24 protein-coding genes and 1 riboswitch are annotated in these 24915 nt (G+C 50.5%); of the genes, 7 read left to right on the top strand and 17 right to left on the bottom strand.

Annotation, left to right across the window (positions count from 1 at the left end; all coding sequences use genetic code 11):
- Positions 1-125: 125 nt before the first annotated feature.
- The 10 genes from PBOR_RS30400 to PBOR_RS30445 form a co-directional block, all read right to left on the bottom strand.
- Positions 126-896 (bottom strand): sigma-70 family RNA polymerase sigma factor, encoded by a 771-nt coding sequence (locus tag PBOR_RS30400; protein ID WP_042217658.1) that lies wholly within the window; start codon positions 894-896, stop codon positions 126-128.
- Positions 893-1345: an anti-sigma B factor RsbW gene (gene rsbW, locus PBOR_RS30405; RefSeq protein WP_042217660.1), complete on the bottom strand. Its 453-nt coding sequence runs from the start codon at positions 1343-1345 to the stop codon at positions 893-895. Before rsbW ends, PBOR_RS30400 begins: the two co-directional genes overlap by 4 nt.
- A gap of 18 nt (positions 1346-1363) precedes the next feature.
- Positions 1364-1702, bottom strand: a complete 339-nt coding sequence (locus PBOR_RS30410; RefSeq protein WP_042217661.1) for an STAS domain-containing protein — start codon at positions 1700-1702, stop codon at positions 1364-1366.
- A gap of 96 nt (positions 1703-1798) precedes the next feature.
- Entirely contained in the window at positions 1799-3469 is a 1671-nt protein-coding gene (locus PBOR_RS30415; RefSeq protein WP_042217663.1) for a response regulator, read from the bottom strand.
- 17 nt (positions 3470-3486) lie between these two features.
- On the bottom strand, positions 3487-4356 hold the full coding sequence (locus PBOR_RS30420) for a CheR family methyltransferase (protein ID WP_042217664.1): 870 nt from the start codon (positions 4354-4356) through the stop codon (positions 3487-3489).
- 82 nt (positions 4357-4438) lie between these two features.
- Positions 4439-8107, bottom strand: a complete 3669-nt coding sequence (locus tag PBOR_RS30425; RefSeq protein ID WP_042217665.1) for a response regulator — start codon at positions 8105-8107, stop codon at positions 4439-4441.
- Complete coding sequence (locus PBOR_RS30430) at positions 8104-9276, bottom strand: SpoIIE family protein phosphatase (protein WP_042217666.1); 1173 nt, start codon at positions 9274-9276, stop codon at positions 8104-8106. Before PBOR_RS30430 ends, PBOR_RS30425 begins: the two co-directional genes overlap by 4 nt.
- 217 nt (positions 9277-9493) lie before the next feature.
- Positions 9494-9841, bottom strand: coding sequence for a YflT domain-containing protein (locus tag PBOR_RS30435; protein ID WP_042217668.1), 348 nt, complete (start codon positions 9839-9841; stop codon positions 9494-9496).
- 91 nt (positions 9842-9932) lie between these two features.
- Positions 9933-10469: a hypothetical protein gene (locus PBOR_RS30440; RefSeq protein WP_052429710.1), complete on the bottom strand. Its 537-nt coding sequence runs from the start codon at positions 10467-10469 to the stop codon at positions 9933-9935.
- 64 nt (positions 10470-10533) lie between these two features.
- Positions 10534-11040 (bottom strand): DUF948 domain-containing protein, encoded by a 507-nt coding sequence (locus PBOR_RS30445; protein ID WP_042217670.1) that lies wholly within the window; start codon positions 11038-11040, stop codon positions 10534-10536.
- 187 nt (positions 11041-11227) lie between these two features.
- Here PBOR_RS30445 and PBOR_RS36515 point away from each other — a divergent pair, with 187 nt between their 5' ends.
- Both PBOR_RS36515 and PBOR_RS30455 read left to right on the top strand, forming a co-directional pair.
- Positions 11228-11395, top strand: a complete 168-nt coding sequence (locus tag PBOR_RS36515) for a DUF1328 domain-containing protein (protein ID WP_039309270.1) — start codon at positions 11228-11230, stop codon at positions 11393-11395.
- A gap of 313 nt (positions 11396-11708) precedes the next feature.
- Entirely contained in the window at positions 11709-12107 is a 399-nt protein-coding gene (locus PBOR_RS30455; protein WP_042217672.1) for a hypothetical protein, read from the top strand.
- 244 nt (positions 12108-12351) lie between these two features.
- Here the strand turns inward: PBOR_RS30455 and PBOR_RS30460 are convergent, their stop codons facing one another.
- Positions 12352-13419: a C40 family peptidase gene (locus tag PBOR_RS30460; RefSeq protein WP_042217674.1), complete on the bottom strand. Its 1068-nt coding sequence runs from the start codon at positions 13417-13419 to the stop codon at positions 12352-12354.
- A gap of 211 nt (positions 13420-13630) precedes the next feature.
- Complete coding sequence (locus tag PBOR_RS30465; protein WP_042217675.1) at positions 13631-14500, bottom strand: cation diffusion facilitator family transporter; 870 nt, start codon at positions 14498-14500, stop codon at positions 13631-13633.
- A 138-nt stretch (positions 14501-14638) separates the two neighbouring features.
- Here PBOR_RS30465 and PBOR_RS30470 point away from each other — a divergent pair, with 138 nt between their 5' ends.
- Positions 14639-14824, top strand: coding sequence for a hypothetical protein (locus tag PBOR_RS30470; protein ID WP_042217677.1), 186 nt, complete (start codon positions 14639-14641; stop codon positions 14822-14824).
- A gap of 199 nt (positions 14825-15023) precedes the next feature.
- Here the strand turns inward: PBOR_RS30470 and PBOR_RS30475 are convergent, their stop codons facing one another.
- Positions 15024-16649 (bottom strand): ABC-F family ATP-binding cassette domain-containing protein, encoded by a 1626-nt coding sequence (locus tag PBOR_RS30475; protein ID WP_042217679.1) that lies wholly within the window; start codon positions 16647-16649, stop codon positions 15024-15026.
- Positions 16650-16818: 169 nt separating this feature from the next.
- The gene (locus PBOR_RS30480; RefSeq protein ID WP_042217680.1) at positions 16819-17814 is read right to left on the bottom strand and encodes an MBL fold metallo-hydrolase; all 996 of its coding nucleotides are present in this window, start codon (positions 17812-17814) and stop codon (positions 16819-16821) included.
- 334 nt (positions 17815-18148) lie between these two features.
- On the opposite strand from PBOR_RS30480, the gene PBOR_RS30485 reads away from it, so the two are divergent.
- Both PBOR_RS30485 and PBOR_RS30490 read left to right on the top strand, forming a co-directional pair.
- Complete coding sequence (locus tag PBOR_RS30485) at positions 18149-19282, top strand: virulence factor (RefSeq protein ID WP_042217682.1); 1134 nt, start codon at positions 18149-18151, stop codon at positions 19280-19282.
- 97 nt (positions 19283-19379) lie between these two features.
- A riboswitch (Lysine riboswitch) is annotated at positions 19380-19595 on the top strand.
- 154 nt (positions 19596-19749) lie between these two features.
- Complete coding sequence (locus PBOR_RS30490; RefSeq protein WP_042217684.1) at positions 19750-21237, top strand: amino acid permease; 1488 nt, start codon at positions 19750-19752, stop codon at positions 21235-21237.
- Between the two features lie 274 nt (positions 21238-21511).
- On the opposite strand, the gene PBOR_RS30495 is transcribed toward PBOR_RS30490, so the two are convergent.
- From PBOR_RS30495 to PBOR_RS30510, 3 genes are all read right to left on the bottom strand, one after another.
- Complete coding sequence (locus tag PBOR_RS30495; protein ID WP_157764190.1) at positions 21512-22384, bottom strand: IS3 family transposase; 873 nt, start codon at positions 22382-22384, stop codon at positions 21512-21514.
- Positions 22381-22677, bottom strand: coding sequence for a transposase (locus PBOR_RS30500; protein WP_042210202.1), 297 nt, complete (start codon positions 22675-22677; stop codon positions 22381-22383). Before PBOR_RS30500 ends, PBOR_RS30495 begins: the two co-directional genes overlap by 4 nt.
- 632 nt (positions 22678-23309) lie before the next feature.
- Positions 23310-23960 (bottom strand): nitroreductase family protein, encoded by a 651-nt coding sequence (locus PBOR_RS30510; protein WP_042217687.1) that lies wholly within the window; start codon positions 23958-23960, stop codon positions 23310-23312.
- Between the two features lie 100 nt (positions 23961-24060).
- Between PBOR_RS30510 and PBOR_RS30515 the strand changes: the two genes are divergently transcribed.
- Both PBOR_RS30515 and PBOR_RS30520 read left to right on the top strand, forming a co-directional pair.
- Positions 24061-24429: a MerR family transcriptional regulator gene (locus PBOR_RS30515; RefSeq protein ID WP_042220102.1), complete on the top strand. Its 369-nt coding sequence runs from the start codon at positions 24061-24063 to the stop codon at positions 24427-24429.
- Between the two features lie 149 nt (positions 24430-24578).
- Entirely contained in the window at positions 24579-24896 is a 318-nt protein-coding gene (locus PBOR_RS30520) for a DUF3889 domain-containing protein (RefSeq protein ID WP_052429711.1), read from the top strand.
- Positions 24897-24915: the final 19 nt, after the last annotated feature.

Here is a 24915-nt window from a genome sequence, read left to right on the forward strand (position 1 = left end):
ATAGACTGCAGGAGGGGTGTTGCTCGTGGAATCAAAGGTAAATTCGCCGGGCCTGCAACAAAACAAGCCCTATCCCGGCGGGGAAGGGCTTGTCCTGCTGTTCAATATATGGGCATGCGTTTAGCTTAATAAGAGGAATTCGCCATAATCTGCTTCAGCTTCTCGGTAGCACGCTTCTGTATACGGGAAACACTCATCTGCGATACTCCGAGCTTCTGGGCAATGGCACGCTGTGACTGGCCATCCTGGAACGCCAGCAGCAGTACCTGCTGCTCCTGTTCCTTGAGTTGTCCCAGCGCCTGCTGGAGATCCATTCGCTTCTCCACAGTCTCATAATCATTGGCATCTGAGCTGATTAATTCGCCAAGTGTAGCCCCCGTCTCTTCTTGGGAGAGCGGTGAATCAAGGGAAACATAATGATAACATTCCCTGCCGGCCAGTACTTCCACGGTTTCTTCCACAGTAAGATCCAGATAGTGGGCAATTTCCTCCACCGCAGGGGAACGTTCCAATCTAATGGTTAGCTCATCAATGGCCTGCTGTACAAGTGCGCCCTTCTCTTTGATCCGTCTTGGAACCTGTATGTACCAGGATTTATCACGCAGGAAATTCTTCATATGTCCGATCATGCTTTTCATCGCATAAGGCTCAAAAGGTATCCCGAGGCTGATATCATACTGCTGCAATAACCGGATCAGCGCCATTTGCCCTACCTGGTACAGATCCTCATAGAGATCCGGACGGTTACGGGCAATTTTGCCGGCTGCCATCTTCACCATAGGCTCGTATTTACGGATAAGCACTGTAGCTATTTCATTGTCTTTACTCTGCTGGTATTCCCAGATCAGGGTTACTGCTTCATTCATGGACTCTGGGGGAGTCACTTTGTCGTTCATACTTTCTCCTCGCTGAAATTAAGCCGCTTAGTCAGGGTAACGACTGTCCCTTTCCCTGCTTCGCTGATGACGCTAACGTCATCCATAAGCGCCTGCATTAGATAAAATCCCAGTCCGCCCACCTGAACATCATTCAGCTCCTTGTCATGCAGCGTCATACGTTCATCGGACGAATCCAAACCGTCAAAGCTCTCCCCCTCATCTTTGACAGTAATGGACAAGGCACTTGATCCTACTTCAAAGATTACATCAACCAAACCGTCTTCCTGCCCGTAAGCGTAAAGCACGGAGTTGTTACAGGCTTCCGAGACCGCTACCTTCATATCCTCAATATCTTCATACGTGAAACCCATCTTAGAGGCAATGCCATATAAATTAAGTCTGACGATATCGACATACTCTGCACTGGCGGGTAACTGAAGAACTACTCTTTGCACGTCATCACTCATCCTTAGTTCGATCCTTTCCTAGTGGGAATTCTCTTGGGGGGCAAAAAACTTGGAAATGCCGGTCATGTCAAACAATTTCTGTATTTGTGGAGGAACTTCCTCGACGGCAAATTTAACATCCATTCCATGTCTTGCTTTGAGAATCGACAACAAAATCCCGATTCCTGTGCTGTCAATATATCTCAAATCCTTAAGATTAATCACGAGATCAAGTCCCGTATCTCCCACCAGCGGTTCCATGACCAGACGGAAATCAGGAGCCACAGACAAATCAAGCTCTCCAATCAGATAAACGGTACATACTGTGCCTTCTGTTTCGGTTTTTGCGTGGAACTTTTCGCTTTTATGTGTATTCATAGACAACTCTCCTGATAAATGTTTTCTTTACCAATAACCCTAATGGCACACTGTTGAAACAATAAACGGGACTTCGCGACTATGGTAATTAATGGATCAAGCATTGAAAAGTGATGTATTCCGCTGTTCAGCGGGGTTATCCTTGACTGAATAACGGGAAATAATCTGTTTGATGCTGCTTAGCTTGAGCGGTTTGCTGATATAGCCATCCATTCCGGCAGCAGAGCAGCGGTTCTGAATGCCTTCCATGACATTTGCAGTCATAGCAATGATAATAGTCTTGTCGGGTGAACCAACGCTGTTCTCGCGGATCCGGGAGGTCGCTGCAAGCCCGTCCATCACTGGCATCTGCAGATCCATGAAAATAAAATCATAAGCAGATTTACGTGCCATCTCTACAGCCTGGCTCCCATCCTCGGCCACCTCAGCATTATAGCCCAGCTTGTCCAGCATGCTTACCATCAGGCGCTGGTTGATCGGGTGGTCATCTACAACAAGCACCTTGCTCCGCCAATGGCGGTCTATCACTTTACCCGTACATTGTTCCTCCTGGCAACCGCCTGCCAGTTCATCCTCCGGGACAGCTACCTGTATCGTGAATACAAATGTAGCCCCCTTCTCTTCCATCGACTCCACACGGATATCTCCGCCCATCATCCCGACAAGCGATTTGCAGATGGCGAGCCCAAGGCCCGTCCCTCCGTATTTGCGGGTCATGGAGGAATCAAGCTGGGAGAATGGCTGGAACAGCCGGTCACATTTCTCCGGCGAAATCCCAATGCCTGTATCTTTAACAGTAAATTCTACTACCAGTTTATTATCAGCTGTAGGCAGGCTGGACGCAACCAAATATACGCCGCCCTGGTTGGTAAATTTGACCGCATTGGCCACCAGATTGATTAACACCTGGCGTAAACGGGCCATATCCCCGTAAATGAGCTTCGGCAGCTTCTGGTCGATAAAATAGGCCAGCTCCAGGTTCTTTTTGCCTGCTTCCGCAGAAAATAAGCTAAATACCTCCTGGATGGTGGTTTGTAGCTCAAACAATTGCTCTTCCATTTCCATTTTGCCCGATTCCATCTTGGTGAAATCAAGGATATCGTTAATGACCGTAATCAGAGTATCTGCACTTTTACGGATGATCTCCGTGTACTCCTTCTGCTCAGGAGCAAGCTCCGTCTCCATCAGAAGATCGATCATACCCACTACCCCGTTCATCGGCGTACGGATCTCATGGCTCATCATCGCCAGGAATTCGGTCTTGGCATTAGCGGCAATCTCCGCCTCTTCCTTGGCCTTGATCAGTTCCCCGTTAATTCTCTCGAGTTCCTGCGTCTTCTGCTGCAGAAGCATTGACTGGAGCTGCTGCTTCTTGCTGGTCAGATACATATTTACAAAGCCTTCGATCTTGGACTTCAGAATCTGCGGAATAAATGGTTTGACCATATAATCAATCGCACCGGCAGAATAACCCGCGAACAGATGCTCCGCCTCTTTGCTGTTGGCAGAGATAAAAATGATCGGAATATCCTTGGTTTTCTCTCTGGCTTTGATTAATTTGGCGGTTTCGATTCCGTCCATACCCGGCATCTGCACGTCCAGTACGATAACTGCAAACTCATATCTTAATAAGCACCGCAGTGCTTCTTCACCAGAATTGGCTTTGACAAGCTTGTAATGCTGACTCTCAAGCACTGCTTCCAGTGCCAGCAGATTCTCGGGACGGTCGTCAACCAGCAGTATATGAATCGGTTCCTGAACCCCCATAGGCCCCTCCTTACCCGCTACTTATTCTTGCGGTATATTTTTTCTACCCTGTCCAGAGCCTCATAGCTGTCACTGTATCTCGTGAAATGAATGGATTCCTTGGAACCAAGGACCAGCACTCCGAAACGGCTGAGACTTTCGTGAAACAAGCCATGCACATGATCGCGGAGCTCATCGTTGAAATAGATCATTACGTTGCGGCAAAAAATAACATTGAATTCATTAAAAGAAGTGTCTGTCGCCAGATTATGCTCTGCAAAAATGATGTTCTTGCGCAGGTAAGGCTGCAGAATCACTGAATTATACTTCGCTGTGTAGTATTCGGAGAACGCGCGTGTACCACCCGCCTCCAGATAATTCTTGGTATATTGCTTCATCTTCCCGATCTCGTACACGCCTTCTTTGGCCTGCTGCAGCGATCGGGCGTTCATATCTGTTGCATAAATCCGCGCTTTATCGTAGAGCCCTTCCTCATGCAGCATAATAGCCATGGAGTATACCTCTTCGCCTGTCGAACAGCCGGCATGCCAGATCCGGATATAGGGATAGGTCCTCAGCAGCGGGATGACCTTCTGCCTGAAGGTCAGGAAGAGTCCCGGATCGCGGAACATTTCCGTTACAGGGATCGAGAGACTGTACACAAACCTTTCAAAGCAGGCACGGTCATGCAGCACCTTCTCCTGCAGGGCGGATATGCTGGGCACATTCTCGGCATGGACATGGTGCCAGATGCGCCGTTTCAGTGAAGGCAGCGCATAATTCCTGAAGTCATATCCATATAGACGGTGTACCCCGTTAAGAAGCAGCTCAATTTCAATCTGTTCAAGCTCCTGTTTGCTTCCTGCCTGAATAACCTGCTCCTCATATCCGCGTTCCATAGCTGTCATTGTTATCAATACTCCCTTGCATAAGCCTTATTTCCGGACTCGTTCCAAATGGTACTGTATAGCTATTACCCCGAAATCACCTTTACGAATACAACCAGACACGCATTAAAGAAAGAAGCTGATCTGTACTGATCGGTTTCTTCATATAATCGGAGGCTCCGGCCTCAATACACTTCGCCCGGTCCTCCTTCATCGCTTTGGCGGTAAGGGCAATAATTGGCAATTTCTGATACTGCGGCATCTGCCGGATACGGCGCATCGCTTCATATCCATCCATTTCCGGCATCATCATATCCATCAGCACCAGATCATAATCCGTCTGCTCCACCAGCATATCAATCGCTTCCCGGCCATTCTCGGCGAATTTCACTTCCATGTGATATCCTTCGAGAACACTGGAGAGGGCAAAGACATTGCGGATATCATCATCGACGAGCAATATTTTCTTGCCGTCGAACAATTCTTCTTTATTGTGCAGCTTTTGCAGAATTTTACGCTTATCTTCCGGAAGATTAGCCTCTACCCGGTGCAGGAACAGCGTAGTTTCATCCAGCAGGCGTTCCGGGGAGCGGACATCCTTGATAATGATTGATTCAGCATATTTACGCAGCTGCGTCTCTTCTTTGCTGTCCAGATCCTTACCGGTATAAATAATGATCGGCAGATCATTCAGCTCTTCATCATCGCGGATCTGATCCAGCAGCTCGAACCCGGTCATATCATCCAGCATAAGGTCGAGAACCATGCAGTCATATCTTTGCTTGCGCAGTTCGCTGAGCGCCTCATGTCCGGTGGAAACCGCAGTGATGGCTACATCGTCATGTCCGATGAGTTCCATGATCGAGCGGCGCTGTACATCATCGTCTTCTACGATGAGCAGATGCTTCAAGGTACTGGCGGTGTAGTTCTCAATCTGCGAGAATGCCCGTTCCAGCGCCTCACGAGAAGACGGCTTTCTTAAGTAGGCCATCGCACCCATCATTAGGCCCTGCTTAATCTCATCGTTCACGGAGATCACATGCACAGGGATATGACGGGTCTGGGAAGCACCCTTAAGTTCCCTGAGTATCGACCAGCCGTCCATTACCGGCAGCTGAATGTCGAGAATAATCGCGTCCGGCAAATAGATCTTGGCCATCTGCAGGCCGATATCCCCCTGAAGAGCGACCAGTCCCTTGAAGCCGCGGCCGCGGGCCATGCCGAGCAGTATTTTGGCAAAGCTCTCGTCATCTTCAATAATGAGCAGAACCTTGTCGCCGGCAGCCAGTGATTCACGGTCGTCTTCCACAACAACCGGCACGGGAGGCGTAGGTGCCACATCGCCGGATTCATCCCATGAACGTTCCTCCCGGTACTCTTCAAGCGTCAGGGTATCCCGTGCGGCGGCTGCCTCTGCTACTCCCGGCAGCAGGCTGTAATTCCCTTTGATCGGCAAATACAGAGTGAATATGCTTCCTTGTCCTTCACGCGACTCCAGTCCAATCGCTCCGCCCATCAGACGGGCCAGCTCGCGGCTGATGGACAGCCCGAGCCCTGTACCGCCATACTTACGGCTGGTTGTCCCGTCGACCTGCTGGAAGGCCTCAAAGACAATATCCATCTTGTCGGACGGAATGCCAATTCCGCTGTCCTTAACGGACAGTGCAATGTACTCAAATTCATGCGGCAGATAGGAAGGCAGCTGTTTGGTGTCCGCCCGGCTGACAGAGAATTCCACATGTCCTTCGCTGGTAAACTTGAAGGCATTGGACAACAGATTGCGCAGCACCTGCTTCAGTCTGTGGCTGTCTGTGAACACATTGTCCGGCAGCGGCTCTTCGAAGGAGAGCCTTAGCGACAGGCCTTTTTGACTGGCCAGCGGAGCAAAGTTCTGCTTCACGAAGGTCTTTAGCTCCGTAAGCGGAATCTCTTCATAATTAAGCTCCATTTTGCCGGCATCCACCTTGGACAGATCAAGAATCTCATCAATCATCTTGAGCAGATCCGCACCGGACATATAGATGGTATGGGCAAACTCCACCTGCTTGTCAGTCAGATTCCCTTCTTTATTCTCCGTAAGAAGCTGGGACAGGATTAACAGGCTGTTCAGCGGAGTCCGCAGCTCATGGGACATATTCGCGAGGAACTCGGATTTATATTTGCTGGTGACGGCAAGCTGCATCGCCTGCTTCTCAAGCTGGAGACGTGCATGCTCAATCTCATCCTTCTTCTCTTCGACCTCCTGCACCTGATCCTGCAGGGCATTGGTCTTGGCCACCAGCTCTGTATTATAATGCTCCAGTTCCCCCTGCTGCCGCTGAAGCAGCTCCTCGGAACGCTTAAGCGCATCCGTCTGTTCCTCCAGATTCTCGTTGGAACGGCGGAGTTCTTCCTGCTGGGTCTGCAGCTCCTCAGATTGGCATTGCAGTTCTTCGGTAAGCGCCTGCGATTCCCGCAGCAAATCTTCAACGACAAGCCTGCGGCCGATATTATTCAGAATGATACCCAGATTATTCGAAAGCTGATGGAGCAGCTCATTCTGCAGCACCGAAAAAGGAGTAAAGGAGGCGAATTCCACTACCCCCATAAGCTCATCTTCAAATAAAAGCGGATGGATAGAAATGTAACTCGGATGTGATTCCCCGAATCCGGAGGAAATTGAAATATAATTATCAGGAGCCTCCGTCAGCCTAATCGGCAGCTTATCCAAGGCGCTTTGGCCAACCAGTCCCTGACCGATTTCAAAGCTCTCCTTCGGTTTGACGCCCTCCTCACCGGCATAGAAAGCGCTGCTGACCAGCAGATTCGGGTTATTCTGGTCTTTCAAATACACAGCACCGTACTGGGCTCCAAGCACCGGTGTGAACTCACTGATAAAAGTCTGTGACACCTGATCCAGTGAACTGACACCGCGCAGCAGTTCTGTTACCCGGGCTATGTTCGCATTCAGCCAAGCCTGATCACTCTGCGCCTGGGCATACGATCTTTCAAGCTGCTGCTTCTGTTCAATATCCTCGGCCATCCGCTGGAACACGCGGGCTACATCCCCAATCTCATCCTTGGATTTGACCTTGATCCGCCGGATAGCCCGCATCTTGCCGTTGCCAAAGCTGGTAATCATCATGGATACGACACTCAGACCGCGCGTAATACTCGGGATGACCCACAGGATCACCCCAAGTCCCAGCAGCAGTCCCACAATCATAATCAGGGTTACCATCTGAATCGAACGTTCGGAAGCCTCCTTGGCTTTGGCGGTCTCATCCGTCATCCGGAAGGCATTATAATCGGAAAGTGCATTCAGACTGTTCAGTACCTCGTTCTGTATATCTTGTCCTTCTGTATTACGGTAAGTATTGGCATTCTGGAAGTACCCGGCAGTGAGCATCTCCAGCACTTTATTCTGATAATTCTTATACGCCGAATAAGAAGCCTCAATCCGCGATAACATCTGCAATTCTTCTGTAGTCTTCATGGAGTCCTGTATATTCTTCAGGTGTTCCTCAGCTTTAAGAACCTTGCTGTTAATTTCCGCCTTCTGGGCATCCACAGAGAGCGTATCCGCGTTAAGCATCGAAGTGGTTAATATCCGCGCCATATCATTCACTTCACCGCGAAGCCCTGAAGAGGAACGGCCTTTGCTGTATCTCTCCTGGAAGCTGTCAAGCTGGCCGCTCATATAATGAAGCCGGTCATACCCGATCATGGTAAGAGCCAGCATAATGGCCAGCATGGCACTGAAGCCGATTAGCAGTTTAGCCTTTATCTTCATTCCCGATCTGTTCCTTTCTTCAGCGTGATCCATACCAGACACTTATCGTCATCGCGCTCCTGATTAACAGGCTCATTCAGGAAAGCAGTGCGCATAACCTCTTCCTGCCAGTCATGGCCGGCATTCAAATGCCCGATCATGAAATCGAGCTGTTCTGCCTGCTCTCCCTCAACCATCTCCAGCAAGCCGTCCGTAAACAGCACCAGATGACCTTCTTCCTCATAGCTGAGGCTCTGCGGCTGAATATCAATCCGGTCAAACAGCCCTACAGGGTGGCAATTGCTCTCCAGGAGAACAGGAGTTGTAGCTTCTCCTTCGAACAACAGCGCCGGCGGGTGCCCGGCATTCACATAATCAATCCGCTTCATCCGCGTATCAATCACAAGATAGATTGCCGTAAAGTAATATTGGACCAGCTGCTTCTCAATATAGAGCTGGTTGAAGCGCCTGTTGAGTTCCTGAATAACCTTTTCCGGCTCAACATAGGTAGTCACAGTATCCTTCAATACCGAAGCCAGGAACATACAGAACAGCGATGAAGAGATGCCGTGTCCCATCATGTCCAGCAGAATGACGGCATAACGCCCGTCACCCAGCGGGTACCAGGCGTATAAATCACCGGCCAGCTCAAAGGAAGGCTGATAAATAGCATGCACCTCAAACGTCTCATCCGTAAGCGGTAAGCTGAGTACTGCATTCTGCACTAAGGCAGCGAGCTTCAGCTCATCCTGGATGCGCTGATCCCGCTCCTTATGCCAGTCCTTCTCGCGTTTCAGCCGCAGCGCCAGACGGATGCGGGCCATCAGTTCTACTTTGTTAATCGGTTTAGTAACATAATCTACAGCACCAGCATCAAGTGCCTCTGCGAGCTTCTTGGAGTCTCCGACAGCGGTAACCATAATAATAGGAATGTCCTTCAGATGCTCGTATTGTTGAACCACACGGCAAGCCTCAATGCCATCCATCTCCGGCATCATCATATCCAGCAGTATTAAATCCACATCCGACTGCTTGGGATGCTTCACATCCGCTCCTGAACCCACACCGAGCAGCTTCAACATATCTTTAGCGGACGAGGCCGTTATAAAATTCCGGTAATCTTCTTTTTTCAGGATTTCACGGATAATGATTACATTGGTCGGATTGTCATCTACGATTAAAATTCTCAAGCTCCCTCACCTCACACGAATAGTATTAGGACCGTAAAATCTGCAATTCTATCACTCTATCATACGATATTTGAACAGCCTGTTTCCATATATCAAGATATTGGAAGAGAATCAGGCCCTCGTCTTCAACAAAGTAACCTCCAGCCCCACTGCTTGTAGTGGGGCTGGAGGTTACGCTATTGGACTATAGAGGTCACCCAACAAGGCTGACCGGCAATTATTTCGGATTTCTTTTGGCAATAACGAGAACTTTACCCAAATCGAGCTCTTTCTCATAAAATGCCGCTTCCGCCGCGCTGAAGCCCAGCGAAGTAATCTTGAAACGGAGGGCGTCGCCGCGTGAACGGAAAAGGTTGGCAATCGCGCCAAATAATCCTTCCTCGCTGAGCCCGACCTCATTTACGTCTGCAGCATCCACGATACGGCCTTCGCGGTCTTCATCGTGACTAATCACGTAGAGGTCATCTCTTGTATAACCGCTGCTACGCAGCCGATTCACTTCTTCTATCGCCTGAACACCATTCTCCAGCAACTTGGCATACGCCTGTGTACCGATTGAATCCATGAAATCACTCTCCTTGTATTGTTTAAGAGGGCAACGCAGATAAAAGATGACTGAGCATTCATTAACCTGAATTGCCGCCCTTGAAACAGCCTCAGAAAGAATTTCCGTCAAATAAATCAATACCATCCCATTCTCCGGTGTTCATATTGCGGTAGACTTTAAGCGCAGCGCTTCCTCTTATATATACATCGCCGTCCTCGGCTTCAAAATCCGGTGCCCCCAATGTCTCTTGCAGGCTGGTTGTCACGGGATTCAGCTCCTGGCCGTTAAGATTCAGGCCGAACTGTTCTGCCTGGGAAGGTGAAGCATGTACATAGAGGACTATGCCCTCACATACACCGGCGGAGACGTCAGCGTATTGATATTCCAGGCAATCTCCCCAAGGGTCCGGAGTAATCTCCAGCGGGGTACCTTTGGTCTGCAGCAGCGCTTCTTCCGGCATGTATAGAGTAACCCCGGCCAGAGATTCAAAGCTGCTTATGTAAGGAACTGTATTGAAACTATGCTCGAAAGCGAGTACTACCGGTGGCTGCACGGCAGTGAAAGAAGCGGCAGGGACAGTCTCAGCTTGCGGCGGAATGGTGATAAAGGGAGAAAGCAGACTAAGCAAAAGAATAACGATTTTCATGTGAACTCCCGCCTCTCATAAGCTGTAATTGCCCTTGGCCTGAACCCTGCGCTACTTAACCTGATTAATGGCGGAACTTCTGCCAGATGGCGGCTGCAGCATCCACGCCCTTAAGCGCTGTTGCTATTTTACCCTTGGACTTGCTTGCATTTACCGCATCATAGGATTGAATTGTTCTTTCTTCGGACGGAGTAAGCGGAACTTCTTCAATGGATACAGCTTTGGCCTTATCCTTAAGTTCACGCGATTTGCGGAATTTCTCAATGACGGTTACCGAAACCTGCTTCACGGTCAGTGTCAGTTCATTCATCACGTCACCGAGGTTCTTCACAGAATCGACAATAGGATCAATCTTCTGAATCTTGCCCTGAACATCGGCAGTGATATCGTTGGCATGTCTGACCGTTGTTTTCACTTCATAGGTAAGCTCATCAATGGTCTTTTGCACTTCCTGCAGAGTCTGACTGACCTTATCGAGGGATTCCTTCGCTGATTTCAAGGTTTTAATTAAGAAGAATACGAGGACTGCGAATGCAACAGCAACTAGTGCTACGCTAAGTTCAATGATCATTTCCATAACCCCTTCCGAATGTCTTATAATGTCGTTTGGCTCTGCCTGTTACTGCATAGTTACCCTTACGGAATTAGGCCGAAACAAATTGTCAAGCGCCTTAATGACCATCCCCTTCTATTTGTTTCAAAATGATAGGCACCGTTTAAACAATGACTACATCACCACACAGAAAGGATGACATCTCATGTTAAGATGGTCAGTAATTCTGCTGGTAGTTGCTCTGATTGCCGGTATCTTCGGTTTCTTCAATATTGTGGCGGCCGCTGTAGGCATCGCCAAAGTATTGTTCTACATCTTCCTGATTCTCTTCGTTGTTTCGCTCTTTATGGGACGCAGGGGACGGTCAATGTAGCCTTTCATTCAGCCAACTTTAGCCCAAGCGGTGCTGCTAAGCCTGGAGCTTCCACGAGAAGCCCCGGGCTTATTTCCATGTCTGCACATTACTCCGCTTGATATATCCTATTCACCCTTCAGAAAGTATAGGCCTTTCCTCTCAGGTTGTCACTTGCCTCAGAATCAGAGCAATGTGCAGTCTGGCATAAAACAAAATTAAAATATTTCATCCGGACGTTTGGTTCATTCCATACACTTTATGTTTACATGCTTATTAGCACAGCACAAACATGGAAAAGTAAACCACTAAACCAAATCAGGAGGAATCATCGATGAAAAAATTAGCCAGCTTAACAGTAGCAATGGGTCTTATGGCTTCCATAGCAGCAACAGCTTCAGCTGCTGAAGTAACAGGTACAACAACTACTACTACACCTACTTCTGATACAGCAGTAACTGTAAGCGGAAGCACATACCTGGAGCCATTCGACACTGTAATCACACCAGCAGATATTAAACTAGCGACTCCTCAGATTATCCTGACCAAAATCACCGCTTTCCACCTTTCCGTGGGCAGCACAACCCCTATCGGCTGGCTGGGTGCACAGACGGTTGATACTACAGGTGTAATCACAACCGATACTTGGGGCAATGAGTGGAGAGAAGTGTATACCTGGCTGGGCAAAGCCTGGATTAAGGTTCCTGCTTCCGCTTATATAATCACTCCATAAATACTTAACGCGATAAGCGAAGTCATAACAGCTGATGTGCTACCTTTGCTATGACTTCGCGAACGTATACTCAAGAGGCCCGTGGACCTGAGTCCTGACGGCCTTTTTGCTGTGAAACAGGAAAAGGGGTTATCCTTACAGTAGAAGAATCTACTGTAAGGATAACCCCACAAAACATCCGCCCTAGTTCGTTCACCCGTCACAAACTTGTACTACTGCCGCTTCATGCTCTCTACATCTATCATTAGCGGATGACCGAGCCTCCATAAAGGAAACGATTCACCCAAGAAGCGCTTAATTTGTCTACTCTTACGCCGCCGGAAGATACGGAATAGGTCTGCAATAACTGCCCGTCTCCAAGATACATCGCCACATGCGTAATTCTTGCTGCAGATTTGTCGATTCCCGCATATGCAGAAGCCGAGCTTCCTTTATAATCCATGAAGAACATCAAATCCCCGCGTTTCAACCCTGCAATGTCCGTTACTACGGCGCTGTTCTGTTTCACCCAATCCCCCTGCTGCCGTGAATCGGCAGGCAGCTTCAGATTCGCTGCGTCCATGAAGATCTGGCGGATGAAATCGGAACAATCGAACGTGCTGGTATCATTCCGGCTGGAGCCGAACTCATACGGTGTGCCAAGGTAGCCCATTCCCGCAGCAATTACCCGTTCAATTACAGCCGCCTGAGTCGGAGCCGTTGGAACTGGCGTAGGTGCAGGTGTTGGCACCGGTGTAGGTACAGGCGCCGGAGCAGGTGTTGCCGTTGCTTCAATATACTGATCCTCCGAGCTTGTATAACCGGTTGTACCGTTAGCTGTTCTTACTTTGTACCAATAGCTGTTAGTCGCTTCCAGGATCGTAACCTGGTCATTCTTGTATAGGTATCCCAGCACTTTACCGCTCGTGGAAGGCGTCTCCCGAAGACGGACTGTGGACTGGATGACTGCTGTATGTGCTGCAGGTGTAGCGGACGGGGCCGTAATCACACTGATGTATTGGTCTCCCGTACTGGTATAACCGATCTCGCCGTCTGCAGTTCTAACTTTGTACCAATAGCTGTTAGTCGCTTCCAGGATTGTTACCTGGTCTCCCTTACTGAGGTACCTTAATACTTTACCGCTAGTAGATGGAGTCGTGCGCAGCCGGACCGAAGATTCAATTACACCTGTCTGTATAGCTGACGCAGCCAAGGCCGAATTGGAAGAAACCGAGTCGGCGAAGGACTGCTGAGGATTTAACACTCCCAAGGATAGTGCAAGTGTTGCTGAGACCAGTAACGATGCTGTCAGTTTCTTATGTGATACGATCATAGCGTTCCCCCGCTTAGCGTATTGAGAATTCAACAACGGCGCGCGCTACGTTTGTTGCTTTCTGCCCTCATTATAGGCTTGCCCGGGATTTGGAACATGCTCCAAATTTCACAAAAAACCTTTCCATCTTATGGTAACACCCAGGTCTATAGTCTCGATTTCTCCTTGGATTTGGTGGAAATTACAGCTAACTAGGAGAAATTAAGGAATGTTAGTCTTTGGGCTCGACGTGAACCTGCACATTCATTATGTTGTGGAGTTTACTCATCCGCTCTTCGATGGAGTCACTGATGGCGTGCCCCTCCATCACAGTCATCTGCGCATTTACTTCTACAACTACATCAACCAGCACATGATTGCCGTGAACACGTGCTTTCAAATCCTTGATGCCTTCTACTCCAGGTGTCCGGGCAATGGTGCTGCGCAGATCAAGCAGTTTATCTTCGTCAAAGCCGTCAGTCAGCCGGTAAGTGGAGTCGCGGAAAATATCCCAGGCCGTCTTGGAGATCAGCAATCCGACCGCAACAGCGGCAGCGGAATCGATCCACGGGAGGCCGAACTGTGCTCCGACAATACCTACAGCAGCTCCGATACTAACCATGGCATCCGAGAAATTATCCTTGGCTGCAGCCATCAGCGCATTGTTGTTAATCTGCTTCGCCAAACGCTTGTTATATATATATACCCCCATCATGGCCACGGCACACACCAGGGCAACTCCCGCCGACCAGAGCTGCGGCGTTGCCTTCGCCCCTTCAAACAAGGAGCGCACCGCTTCCACAATAACCTGAATGCCGACCATCGCCATGATAAAAGAAGCCATCAGCGCAGCGACCGTCTCGGCCCGGAAATGCCCGTAGGTATGATCTGAATCCGGCGGCTTCCGTGAGATACGCAGACCAATCAGCACCGCAAGTGAAGCCACAATATCAGTCAGATTGTTGAAGCCGTCTGCCAGGAGTGCGCTGGAAGCAAACAAGTAGCCGCAGACCAGCTTGAAAGCAGACAAAACCAGATAAGCGACAATACTGACCAGTGCGCCTTTTTCTCCTTTGCGTATATCCTCATAAATATCGGTCATCCCTGCCACCCCCTGTCAATCTCCATCCTTGTCACATAAATACAGGAAAACTTTCTTTGAGTTATTCTTGCCCTTGTGGCAGCATTTAAAAACAATTAGAATAAGGAAAAGGACTTGCTGCCTAAGGGGGTTAACATAATGAGCGAGAACAATGAGAAACCAAAAATTAATTTGGCCGAGGCGATCCGCCAGAAGCTTGAACAGAAGAAACAGCATGCTTCGGGTAAACCGGGGTCAACCTTTCAAGCCGGTTCCGCGAAACCGCTGAAAAGCCAGAACAATAAGAAGCCAAACAATCAACGCCGTCGTACTGGCGGATCCTAAACCTTCCATTTGCAAGTAGAAACGGCTTTGCCGTCCTTTTATAGGACGGTACCGTTTCAGCGAGAAAGATAAGGATCATTTATTGCGCGAAGCATATAAATCCTTATCTTTGAACATAAACGGCTGCGTAATCCCTCCAGGGATGACGCAGCCGTTTTCGTATGAACTCATTACTGTCCATTATACATATATCTAGTTCCTAAGCCTCTACCGGGTACATCCGGGCACGCATTTCCTTAATTTCCGGACTCTCCAGATACTCATCATAGCTCATCGAGCGGTCAATAATTCCTGCCGGTGTAATCTCAATGATGCGGTTGGCGATCGTCTGAATGAACTGATGGTCATGTGAAGTGAACAGGATGGTGCCGTCAAAGTCGATCAGACCGTTATTGAGCGCTGTGATCGATTCCAGATCCAAGTGGTTGGTAGGCTCATCAAACACTAGCACATTCGCCCCGTTAAGCATCATCTTGGCCAGCATGCAGCGAACCTTCTCGCCCCCGGACAGTACGCTCGCCTTCTTCAGCGCTTCTTCACCGGCGAACAGCATCCGGCCCAGGAATCCGCGCAGGAACGTTTCATCCTGATCCTTGGAATACTGGCGAAGCCATTCTACCAGGTTCATGTTCACACCGTCGAAATAGTTCGAGTTATCCTTAGGGAAATAAGCCTGGGTTGTTGTAACCCCCCAAGTATATTCACCGGCATCTGCTTCCTTCTCGCCCATAAGCACATCGAACAGCAGCGATTTCGGTTGAGAGTATGGACCTACGAAAGCGATCTTGTCACCCTTGTTCACCACAAAGCTGACTTCATCCAGCAGCTGCTCACCGTCAACCGACTTGCTCAGTCCGCTGACCGTAAGAAGCTGTTTGCCGGCTTCACGCTCAGGCTTGAAGTTCAAGAAAGGATATTTACGGTTAGAAGGACGGATATCGTCCAGCGTAATCTTCTCGAGCTGCTTCTTACGGGAAGTAGCCTGTTTCGATTTGGAAGCATTGGCCGAGAAGCGCTGGATAAAGGCCTGCAGCTCCTTCATCTTCTCTTCCTTCTTCTTGTTCGAATCGCGCTGCAGCGCCTGGGCCAGCTGGCTGGACTCATACCAGAAGTCGTAGTTGCCGACGTACATCTGGATTTTGCCGAAATCGATATCCGCAATATGCGTGCAGACCTTGTTCAGGAAGTGACGGTCATGGGATACCACGATAACGGTGCCTTCGTAGTCCATGAGGAAGTTCTCCAGCCAGCCGATGGATTCGAGATCCAAATGGTTGGTAGGCTCATCGAGCAGCAGGTTATTCGGGCGTCCGAACAACGCTTGTGCAAGCAATACCCGTACCTTCTCGTTGCCGCTGAGTTCGGCCATTTGTTTGTCATGCATTTCACGTGTGATCCCAAGTCCGATCAGCATAGCAGCTGCATCAGGCTCTGCATCCCAGCCGTTCAGTTCAGCAAATTCGCCTTCCAGCTCACCGGCGCGAAGACCGTCAGCTTCCGTGAAGTCGCTCTTGGCGTACAGGGCATCCTTCTCCTTCATAATTTCATAAAGGCGGGTATGACCCATGATTACCGTCTCCAGAACCTGGAATTCATCATACTCGAAATGGTTCTGTTTCAGTATGGCCAGACGTTCGCCGGGTGTAATATGCACATCGCCGATGTTGGCTTCGATCTCTCCGGACAGAATCTTTAGAAAGGTTGATTTGCCGGCGCCGTTCGCGCCAATCAGACCATAGCAGTTGCCGGGGGTGAATTTTATGTTTACGTCCTCAAATAGTGCGCGTTTTCCGTAGCGGAGTGTTACGCCGCTTGTGCTAATCATTAAGCATTACCATCCTTTTCACTTAGGGTTCCGGCTCATTATAGCATAAAATCAAGGCAAATGGCCCGTTATTCTGGCTTCACAGCGCGGATCTTTGCCTGGTTCCAGGTATATTTCTTATTTAAGTAGAAGGCTTATGCGGAACAGCTCTCCGGCCAGCCTCTTCCGGTTATTGTCCGGGAGGCCGGTCCTCAGGATGCAACACCAGCGTTTCACCATAACCTAAGGTACGGATGCGTTCCTCGCTGATCCCCTGTGCTGCACGTGCCAGCTCCATCCGGTCCAGCGCTTCGCGCGCGGTGTCATCAGCCAGCCTGAACGTCCCGAAATGCATCGGAATCATGAGCTCCGCCCCCACATCCACGAATGCCTGCACAGCCTCCTCGGGATTCACATGCTGGGAGTTCATGAACCACTCCGGCTCATAAGCGCCGATCGGCATCAGTGCGACATGCAGCTTAAAGCGGCTGCCAATCTCCTTGAAGCCCGGAAAGAAGCCGCTGTCCCCGGCAAAATACAGATTCGGCGGAAGCTTACGCTGCCCCTTGCCCTCTTCGCCTTCAGGGTGCTTCTGCGGATCCGCCGGCTGAAGCACATAACCGCCCCAGTGTGAGGAATTCGTATCAAACGGTGTCCGCCGGGTCCAGTGCTGGGTCGGGACGAAGGTCAGCTTGACGGCACCCAGCGTAAGCTCCTGCCACCACTGCATCTCCAGGCAGTCCGGGAACCCTTTGCGGACCATTTTGCGCTTCAGTCCTTCCGGCACCACGAGGGTCGTTCCTGCCCGGTACAATTTGCGGATGGAGGCGATATGCAGATGATCATAATGGGAATGGGAAATCAGAATAAGATCAACCGGCGGAATCTCCTCAATCGGAATCCCCGGCTGACCGATCCGCTTCTCAAACCCCAGTCTGCGCGCCCAGATCGGGTCCGTAATGATATTAAGCCCTTCATATTGCAGAAAAAAAGTGGAGTGCCCGATCCACGTAATCGTCGTATCCAGCCGGTTCCCGGCCAGATAAGCCAGCTGCGGCGGATGATTCGGCACTTTATAGGTATAATCCTTCTTCTTCCGGCGGCGTTCTTCGCGCCATTGGCGGAATTCCTTAAGCGTTTTATCGGTGCTTACATTATCGATGTTGTTGTAGCGTATTCTAGCCATGGATGAAACCACTCCTTATGACAGCTCTGCCGGATCTCTTGTGTACGGCAGATCAGATACCCTTAACTATAGAGTTCCGCAAGGCCGTTTGCAAAATCACAGGTGTGAGCAGGTACGTACAAGAGTGTACAGACGAATACTGACACCCATTACAAATGTTACCCATTTGGCCCAAACGGAAACGTCTGCTATGTACAACAACAGCTCAATCTATAAATTATTTCAAAATTTAAGGTATTCAGACCTCTACCCTTTTGTGTTTGGCAGCTGAAATGTTGTAAAATGCGGGTAAAGAGCACGGTGCTTATGCCATTTATCAAAGAGGAGCTGACGTATGAAGATCACATTTATTGAACCGACTCCAAGTCCAAATACGATGAAGCTTCATCTGGACGAAAGTCTGGAACCCGGCATCCGCCGGACCTATACGCCGGAAAGCCGACGTTCTGCCCCTTCCTGGGCGCAGGATATGCTGGAAATCCCTGGTGTCACAAGTATCTATCATGCTGCCGATTTCGCTGCCCTGGAACGCAAGGGCAGTGCCGATTGGGCCGCTATTCTCCGCGAGGTCCAGAACCGCTTCGGCGCGGACGGCCTTTCCGCCGATTTCAGCCTGAGCGATGAGAACGCCGGCGCCCATTTCGGGGAAGCCCAGGTGTTCGTGCAGATGTTCCGCGCGATCCCGATTCAGATCCGCGTCAAGACCGGCGCGAAGGAAGAGCGCATCGCGTTGTCCAGCCGCTTCACGCAGGCGGTGACCGATGTGGCCAGCGCCGTGCTGATCAAAGAGCGCAAGCTCACCGATTACGGCGTACGCTACGGCGAGCCGGCAGACATTGCGCGCGAGGTCGAGCAGGAGCTGGAGGCGGCGTATCCGCAGGAACGCCTCGACTCCCTCGTGCAGCAGGCGATCGCGCACGGGGCTGCCGGCGAGTTCGTCGAGCAGCGGCACAAGAAAGAGCAGGCCGAGCTGCTGCGCGACCTGCAGGATGCGGACTGGCGCGTGCGCTACGCCGCGCTGGAGGACCTGGCGCCGAGCGAGCAGCTCCTGCCGGAGCTGCGCACGGCGCTGCACGACCCCAAGCTGCATATCCGCAGATTGGCGGTCGTGTACCTGGGCGACATCCGCACGCCAGGGGCGATGGAGCTGCTCTATGAGGCGATGCAGGACAGCGCCCCCGCCGTCCGGCGCACCGCCGGCGACACGCTGTCCGACATCGGCGACCCGGCAGCGACGCCGGTGATGACGGCGTCGCTGAGTGATGCCAGCAAGCTGGTGCGCTGGCGGGCGGCACGCTTCCTGTATGAGGTCGGCACGGCCGAAGCCCAGGAAGCCCTAAGCATTGCGGCCGAGGATCCTGAATTCGAGGTCGGACTGCAGGCCAAGATGGCGCTGGAGCGGATCCTGTCCGGCGAAGAGGCTGCGGGCACCGTCTGGCAGCAGATGTCTGAGCGCCGGCGGACCTGACGTGAACCTGCCGTATTTTGTCATTGCCTGTAAGGCCAAGTTGCATTATACTGATTCCTGTTGTTCATATCGTATAAAGATAGCCTCATCATACCTAAGATGAGGTAGAGGTCGCGGATATAAAGAGTACGCGCGTGGAGATGCCTAAGAGCCATCTATGATACGCGCCGAAAGGAATATCCGCCGAAATCTGCACTGCTGCTCTTAGTTTAGCAGTGCAGATTGGGGCCGCAGCCGAAAGGCGCGGAACTGTCACCGTGTACATGCCTGTCAGGAAACTGCGGGAAGTGCACCGTGTTGCGCTATCTTAACAGGGAGTATGATGCGGAGCCTATAATCAGGAAACCGCAGCGTCCGTCTGCGGTTTTTTTGTGTGCATAACGCTAAGCAGAAGACACAGGGCCAAGCAGGCTGCGGCAACTCCCCGCTGTGAACCGAACCAACAACTTAAAGGGAGTGTCCTATTCATGCAAGCGAAGCAAGATACGCAGCCGGCAGTACAGGCAGGTAACGCCAATACTCCGGGCCTGCGCAAAACATTCAAAGCAAGACATCTGACCATGATCGCCCTGGGCGGTTCCATCGGAACCGGCCTGTTCCTGGCCAGCGGCGGTGCGATCGCCTCCTCCGGTCCGGGCGGAGCCCTGCTTGCCTATACCGCAGTCGGCATTATGGTCTATTTCCTTATGACCAGCCTCGGCGAGCTGGCGACTTATTTGCCGGATTCCGGTTCCTTCAGCACGTACGGAACCCGGTTTGTCAGTCCCGCCTTCGGCTTCGCCATCGGCTGGAACTTCTGGTACAACTGGGCGGTAACGATAGCAGCAGAGCTGTCGGCTGCTACCGTCATTATTAAATACTGGTTCCCGGACAGCCCCTCCATGCTCTGGAGCCTGTTGTTCCTGCTGATCATGTTCGGCCTGAACTTCCTCTCCTCACGCGGTTACGGCGAGTCGGAATATTGGTTTGCCATCATCAAGATCATCACCGTCGTTGTCTTCCTCGTTGTCGGAGTCCTCATGATCTTCGGCATTATGGGCGGCAAGGCTGTGGGACTCAGCAACTTCCAGCTTGGAGGCAGCTCGTTCCACGGCGGCTTCTTCGCTTTCGTCGGGGTCTTCATGGCCGCCGGCTTCTCCTTCCAGGGGACGGAGCTGGTCGGGGTCGCTGCGGGCGAGAGTGAGAATCCCCGCAAGAATGTACCTGTGGCCATCCGCCAGGTATTCTGGCGCATTCTGATCTTCTATATCTTCGCTATTCTCGTAATCGGCCTGCTGATTCCATACACGAATCCCGATCTGCTCCGCGGCGGAATTGATGATATCGGTGTCAGCCCGTTCACGATCGTCTTTAACAAGGCCGGACTGGCAATTGCCGCTTCAGTAATGAACGCCGTCATCCTCAGCTCCGTCCTGTCAGCCGGTAATTCCGGGATGTATGCCTCTACACGTGTCCTGTACGCCATGGCGAAGGACGGCATGGCTCCGCGTGCCCTCGGCAAGCTGAACCGCAGAGGCGTGCCTGTAGGCGCGCTGCTCGTGACCACAGCTGTCGGCATGCTGGCCTTCCTCGCCTCCTTCTTCGGAGACGGCGCGGTTTACAACTGGCTGCTGAACGCCTCCGGGATGTGCGGCTTCATCAACTGGCTCGGGATTGCCGTCTGTCATTACCGCTTCCGCCGCGCCTTCATCAAGCAGGGACATTCGCTTGATGAACTGCCTTACCGGGCGAAATGGTTCCCGTTCGGTCCGCTATTTGCCTTCGCGCTCTGTATGGTGGCCGTATTCGGCCAGAACATGGGCGCCTTCACCGGTTCCAAGATCGACTGGTACGGCATTCTGGTCTCTTACGTTAGCGTACCACTGTTCCTGTTGATCTGGCTGGGCTACGGCTGGTTCCGCAAGAGCAGCATTGTCCCGCTCGACAAATGTGACCTGAGCACTCACGCAGAGTAACTCTTAGTAACTCATAAATTCATTCACCTAGCCTATTTGAATGAACAAAACATCCTTATGGGTGAACAAAGCTGGAGTTTATGCGACCGATTCGGCCGGTGCGACCTGTGCAGCTTATGCAAGTTTTAAGGCCGCCTCATATTGCTCCATCCAGACTGCATCTGAGGCAAAACCAGTGTAATCAAGGGCACTAATGCTCCTCATTTCCTCCTTTAGCCCGCAATCGGGGAAATCAAGGGCACTTTGGACCTCTGTCAAGAAAGTAGACGTGAACCTAAGCGGTTTTCCGCTTAAATGTTGCTGCAAACTGAACCGGAGATACGTAACCCAGTGCCCCATGGATTCGTTTACAGTTGTAGAAAAATTCAATGTATTGGTAGATGGAATCATAGGCCTGCTTCTTTGTTTTAAATCGAGTCCAGTACACAAACTCTTTTTTCAAGAGGCTGTGAAAAGATTCGATACAGGCGTTATCATAACAGTTCCCTTTGCGGCTCATACTTGCAGTCATCTGGTACTTCTCCAGGCGTCCCCGGTAGTCTGCAGAGGCATACTGCGAGCCTCGATCCGAATGGTGAATCAAGCCCTTCCCGGGGCGTTTCGCTTGGTAGGCATCGTCTAGAGCGCCCTGTACGAGGTCTGTGGTCATCCGGTCGCCCAGCCGCCAGCCTACGATCTCCCGGGTGCATAGGTCCAGCACGCTCGCCAAGTACATCCGCCCTTCCCGACAGGGAATGTAAGTAATATCTGCGACCCACGCCTGGTTTGGCTTTTCGGTTTGGAATTGCTGGTTCAGCAAGTTAGGGGCAATGGGCAAAGGATGGTTAGAGTCGGTCGTGTGTACGCGAAACCTCTTCGCGACACAGGAGCGCAGGCCCAGTTCTCTCATGTACTTTCCTACTGTGCGTTCGCTTACCTTGTACCCCTCACGCTTCAAGAGAACCGTAATTTTGGGGCTACCGTAACGACCATGCGAGTCGTGAAAATGATAGGTAATCCGCTTAAGCAGTAACGCTTTGCGGGTGGCTTGGGGGCTGGGCTTCGCTGTTCTCCATTTGTAATAACCGCTCCGTGATACCTGAAAGACGTTGCACATCTTCTCCACTGGGAACTCGGAGCGATGATCTTCTATAAACTGGAATCTCAGTTCTTTGGGTTGCTGAAGATGTGCACTGCTTTTTTTAGGATGGCCATTTCCTCCGTCAGGTCTGCCACCTGTTGGTCGCGTTCCTTCAGTTGACGTTCCAACTCTCTGACTTTGTCTGGGGTGGCTATGGGCTCACTCTGAAACGACCGGTACTTCCCCAGCCATTGGTGCAGGGTTTTGGCGGGGATGTCCAGTTCCAGGGCGAGTTCTGCCACCGTCTTGGTTTGCTCCTGGATATACTTTACGGTCTGTTTTTTATATTCTTCATTGTAGCTTCTCCGTGTTCCACTCATGTGGGCACCTCCTCGTTAATCTCATTATCCCTATTCTCTTAACGGGTGTCCACGATTAATACTAACAGCACTTATGCTCCTCATTTCCTCCTTTGGCTCGCATTTGGGGAAATCAAGGGCACTAATGCTCCTCATTTGCTCCTTCGGCTCGCATTTGGGTAAATCAAGGGCACTAATGCTCCTCATTTGCTCCTTTGGCCCGCATTTTGGGAAATCAAGGGCACTAATGCTCCTCATTTGCTCCTCCGTCAACGTCCAGGAAAATCAGAGGGATTTTTCCCTTTGGTTTCTCCATATCGCCCACTTCCGGTCGAATCAGAGGGATTTTACCTTTGATTTCTCCATATCGCCCACTTCCGGCGGAATCAGAGGGATTTTTACCTTTGATTTCTCCATATCGCCCACTTCCGGACGAATCAGAGGGATTTTTACCTTTGGTTTCTCCTTATTGCTCACTTTCGGCGGAATCAGAGGAATTTATCCCTTAATCCCCCATTTAGGATGCTTCTGGGCATTAAGCAAAAAGACCGGCTTCGACCACATCATCGTGGCCTGAACCGGTCTTTTTTTGCGTCAGGGGATTAAGTTTAAGTATGTTTTTGCTCTAAAGCATATCTACTTGGGGCTGTTGATTATGCCCAGGTTGTGATGGTCTCAACCGGCAGGCGGTAGGACGGGTAGCCTTCTTTGGCTGCTTTTCCTATTGAGATCAGCATGACCGGCTGGAACCGGTCTTTGTCCAGGCCAAAAGCTTCCGCGATCTTGTCTTTCTCATAACCGGCCATCGGGTTGGTGTCATATCCGTGGGCACGGGCAACAAGCATCAGCTGCATTGAAATAAGGCTCGAGTCAATCAGGTTCACATCACGCAGCTCGGATGCGGACATGGCAGCATAATAAGGCTTCACCTGTTGCAGTTGCATATCCATGACTTCGCGCGGCATGTATCCAAGTTCCACAGATTTGCCGAAAATTTCCTCCATATATTCTATATTATTCGCATCGTAAAATACCGCAATAACTGCCGAGGAGGTCAGCGCTTGTGTCTGGTTGAAGGAGGCCAGCGGGGCAAGCTTTTCTTTGCCTTCAGCGCTGTCGATAACAAGGAAACGCCATGGCTGCATGTTAATGGCAGATGGGGCACGGGAGGCTTCCGCCAGAATTTCGCTCATTTCCTCCCGGCTGATTTTCACTTCAGGATCATAGGCCTTCACGGAACGGCGCTCCAGGACGATCTCATTGAAATCGTTGGTTGTATGGTATTTCCCAGTGATTGTACTCATGTAAATTTCTCTCCTTTTATCTATAGGTTTTATCATCACTACAAGAATTTTAAACTATGAAGTATACTTTATAGCAAGAGGGAAAAACGGGGTGATTAACATGAAGATTAGTAAAGTAGCCAAAATTGTTGACCTGCCTATATCAACCATCCGTTACTACGAGAAAATGGGCATTATCACGGATGAATATATCCTGAGAGAAGAGAACAATTACCGGAATTATGATGTGGAAATCATTCGCCATCTGGGTGTTGTCAAAAATTGTTTGGCTGTCGGATTCTCAATAAATGATATAAAATCCATGATCTCTAAGAATGGAATCTCCAAAGAAGAACAAACACGTATCATCAAAGAAAAGATATCTGAAATTGAAGCTGCTCAAAAAAATCTTGAGGATTCCAAGCAATCTCTTTACGGCCTTCTTGAGTCGGATATAACATGCGAGGACGGGTTCGGAAAATATTCATAAGCCGCTCCTGGCTTATTATACGGAACTACAACAAACAGGGATGTCCCGCAGCCTGTCGGCGCGGCAGACATCCCTGTTTGTTTGCAGTCCTGATGTTATTTTTATTTCAGGGCAGACTAACGAGTATTCCCAATCTAAGGAGACTGCCCATGAGAAAATTTTACATGACCGCTCTGCTGGCGATTGTTTTCACCCTTAACAGCCCGGTGGGTTCAGCCGCCCCAGACTATGCTAAATGGGGTGTCATAGCGGTGAAAGCAGCGCAGCAGAAATACAATGCCGAGATTATTGATTATAAGCATGTAGGCCGCACTCAAATCAAGCCGACGCTTGCGGAGGAGAAATTCAAGCTGTGGATCCGGAGCAAGACCGGCCGGGAATTTGGCGTATTCGTCATGGTCCGCTTTGACCCGTCGGACGATCAGCTTCAAACCATTCTTTTCTCGGAGACGGATCAATGGCGATAAAGCATACTGTATCCCTTTC

Source organism: Paenibacillus borealis (genome assembly GCF_000758665.1).
Lineage (GTDB): Bacteria > Bacillota > Bacilli > Paenibacillales > Paenibacillaceae > Paenibacillus_AQ > Paenibacillus_AQ borealis.

What these genes read in the sequence shown, in the direction of transcription:
- PBOR_RS30400 (WP_042217658.1), bottom strand. Translation starts at nt 896, where the DNA reads ATGAACGACAAAGTGACTCCCCCAGAGTCCATGAATGAAGCAGTAACC.
- rsbW (WP_042217660.1), bottom strand. Translation starts at nt 1,345, where the DNA reads ATGAGTGATGACGTGCAAAGAGTAGTTCTTCAGTTACCCGCCAGTGCA.
- PBOR_RS30410 (WP_042217661.1), bottom strand. Translation starts at nt 1,702, where the DNA reads ATGAATACACATAAAAGCGAAAAGTTCCACGCAAAAACCGAAACAGAA.
- PBOR_RS30415 (WP_042217663.1), bottom strand. Translation starts at nt 3,469, where the DNA reads ATGGGGGTTCAGGAACCGATTCATATACTGCTGGTTGACGACCGTCCC.
- PBOR_RS30420 (WP_042217664.1), bottom strand. Translation starts at nt 4,356, where the DNA reads ATGACAGCTATGGAACGCGGATATGAGGAGCAGGTTATTCAGGCAGGA.
- PBOR_RS30425 (WP_042217665.1), bottom strand. Translation starts at nt 8,107, where the DNA reads ATGAAGATAAAGGCTAAACTGCTAATCGGCTTCAGTGCCATGCTGGCC.
- PBOR_RS30435 (WP_042217668.1), bottom strand. Translation starts at nt 9,841, where the DNA reads ATGGATTCAATCGGTACACAGGCGTATGCCAAGTTGCTGGAGAATGGT.
- PBOR_RS30440 (WP_052429710.1), bottom strand. Translation starts at nt 10,469, where the DNA reads ATGAAAATCGTTATTCTTTTGCTTAGTCTGCTTTCTCCCTTTATCACC.
- PBOR_RS30445 (WP_042217670.1), bottom strand. Translation starts at nt 11,040, where the DNA reads ATGATCATTGAACTTAGCGTAGCACTAGTTGCTGTTGCATTCGCAGTC.
- PBOR_RS36515 (WP_039309270.1), top strand. Translation starts at nt 11,228, where the DNA reads ATGTTAAGATGGTCAGTAATTCTGCTGGTAGTTGCTCTGATTGCCGGT.
- PBOR_RS30455 (WP_042217672.1), top strand. Translation starts at nt 11,709, where the DNA reads ATGAAAAAATTAGCCAGCTTAACAGTAGCAATGGGTCTTATGGCTTCC.
- PBOR_RS30460 (WP_042217674.1), bottom strand. Translation starts at nt 13,419, where the DNA reads ATGATCGTATCACATAAGAAACTGACAGCATCGTTACTGGTCTCAGCA.
- PBOR_RS30465 (WP_042217675.1), bottom strand. Translation starts at nt 14,500, where the DNA reads ATGACCGATATTTATGAGGATATACGCAAAGGAGAAAAAGGCGCACTG.
- PBOR_RS30470 (WP_042217677.1), top strand. Translation starts at nt 14,639, where the DNA reads ATGAGCGAGAACAATGAGAAACCAAAAATTAATTTGGCCGAGGCGATC.
- PBOR_RS30475 (WP_042217679.1), bottom strand. Translation starts at nt 16,649, where the DNA reads ATGATTAGCACAAGCGGCGTAACACTCCGCTACGGAAAACGCGCACTA.
- PBOR_RS30480 (WP_042217680.1), bottom strand. Translation starts at nt 17,814, where the DNA reads ATGGCTAGAATACGCTACAACAACATCGATAATGTAAGCACCGATAAA.
- PBOR_RS30485 (WP_042217682.1), top strand. Translation starts at nt 18,149, where the DNA reads ATGAAGATCACATTTATTGAACCGACTCCAAGTCCAAATACGATGAAG.
- PBOR_RS30490 (WP_042217684.1), top strand. Translation starts at nt 19,750, where the DNA reads ATGCAAGCGAAGCAAGATACGCAGCCGGCAGTACAGGCAGGTAACGCC.
- PBOR_RS30500 (WP_042210202.1), bottom strand. Translation starts at nt 22,677, where the DNA reads ATGAGTGGAACACGGAGAAGCTACAATGAAGAATATAAAAAACAGACC.
- PBOR_RS30510 (WP_042217687.1), bottom strand. Translation starts at nt 23,960, where the DNA reads ATGAGTACAATCACTGGGAAATACCATACAACCAACGATTTCAATGAG.
- PBOR_RS30515 (WP_042220102.1), top strand. Translation starts at nt 24,061, where the DNA reads ATGAAGATTAGTAAAGTAGCCAAAATTGTTGACCTGCCTATATCAACC.
- PBOR_RS30520 (WP_052429711.1), top strand. Translation starts at nt 24,579, where the DNA reads ATGAGAAAATTTTACATGACCGCTCTGCTGGCGATTGTTTTCACCCTT.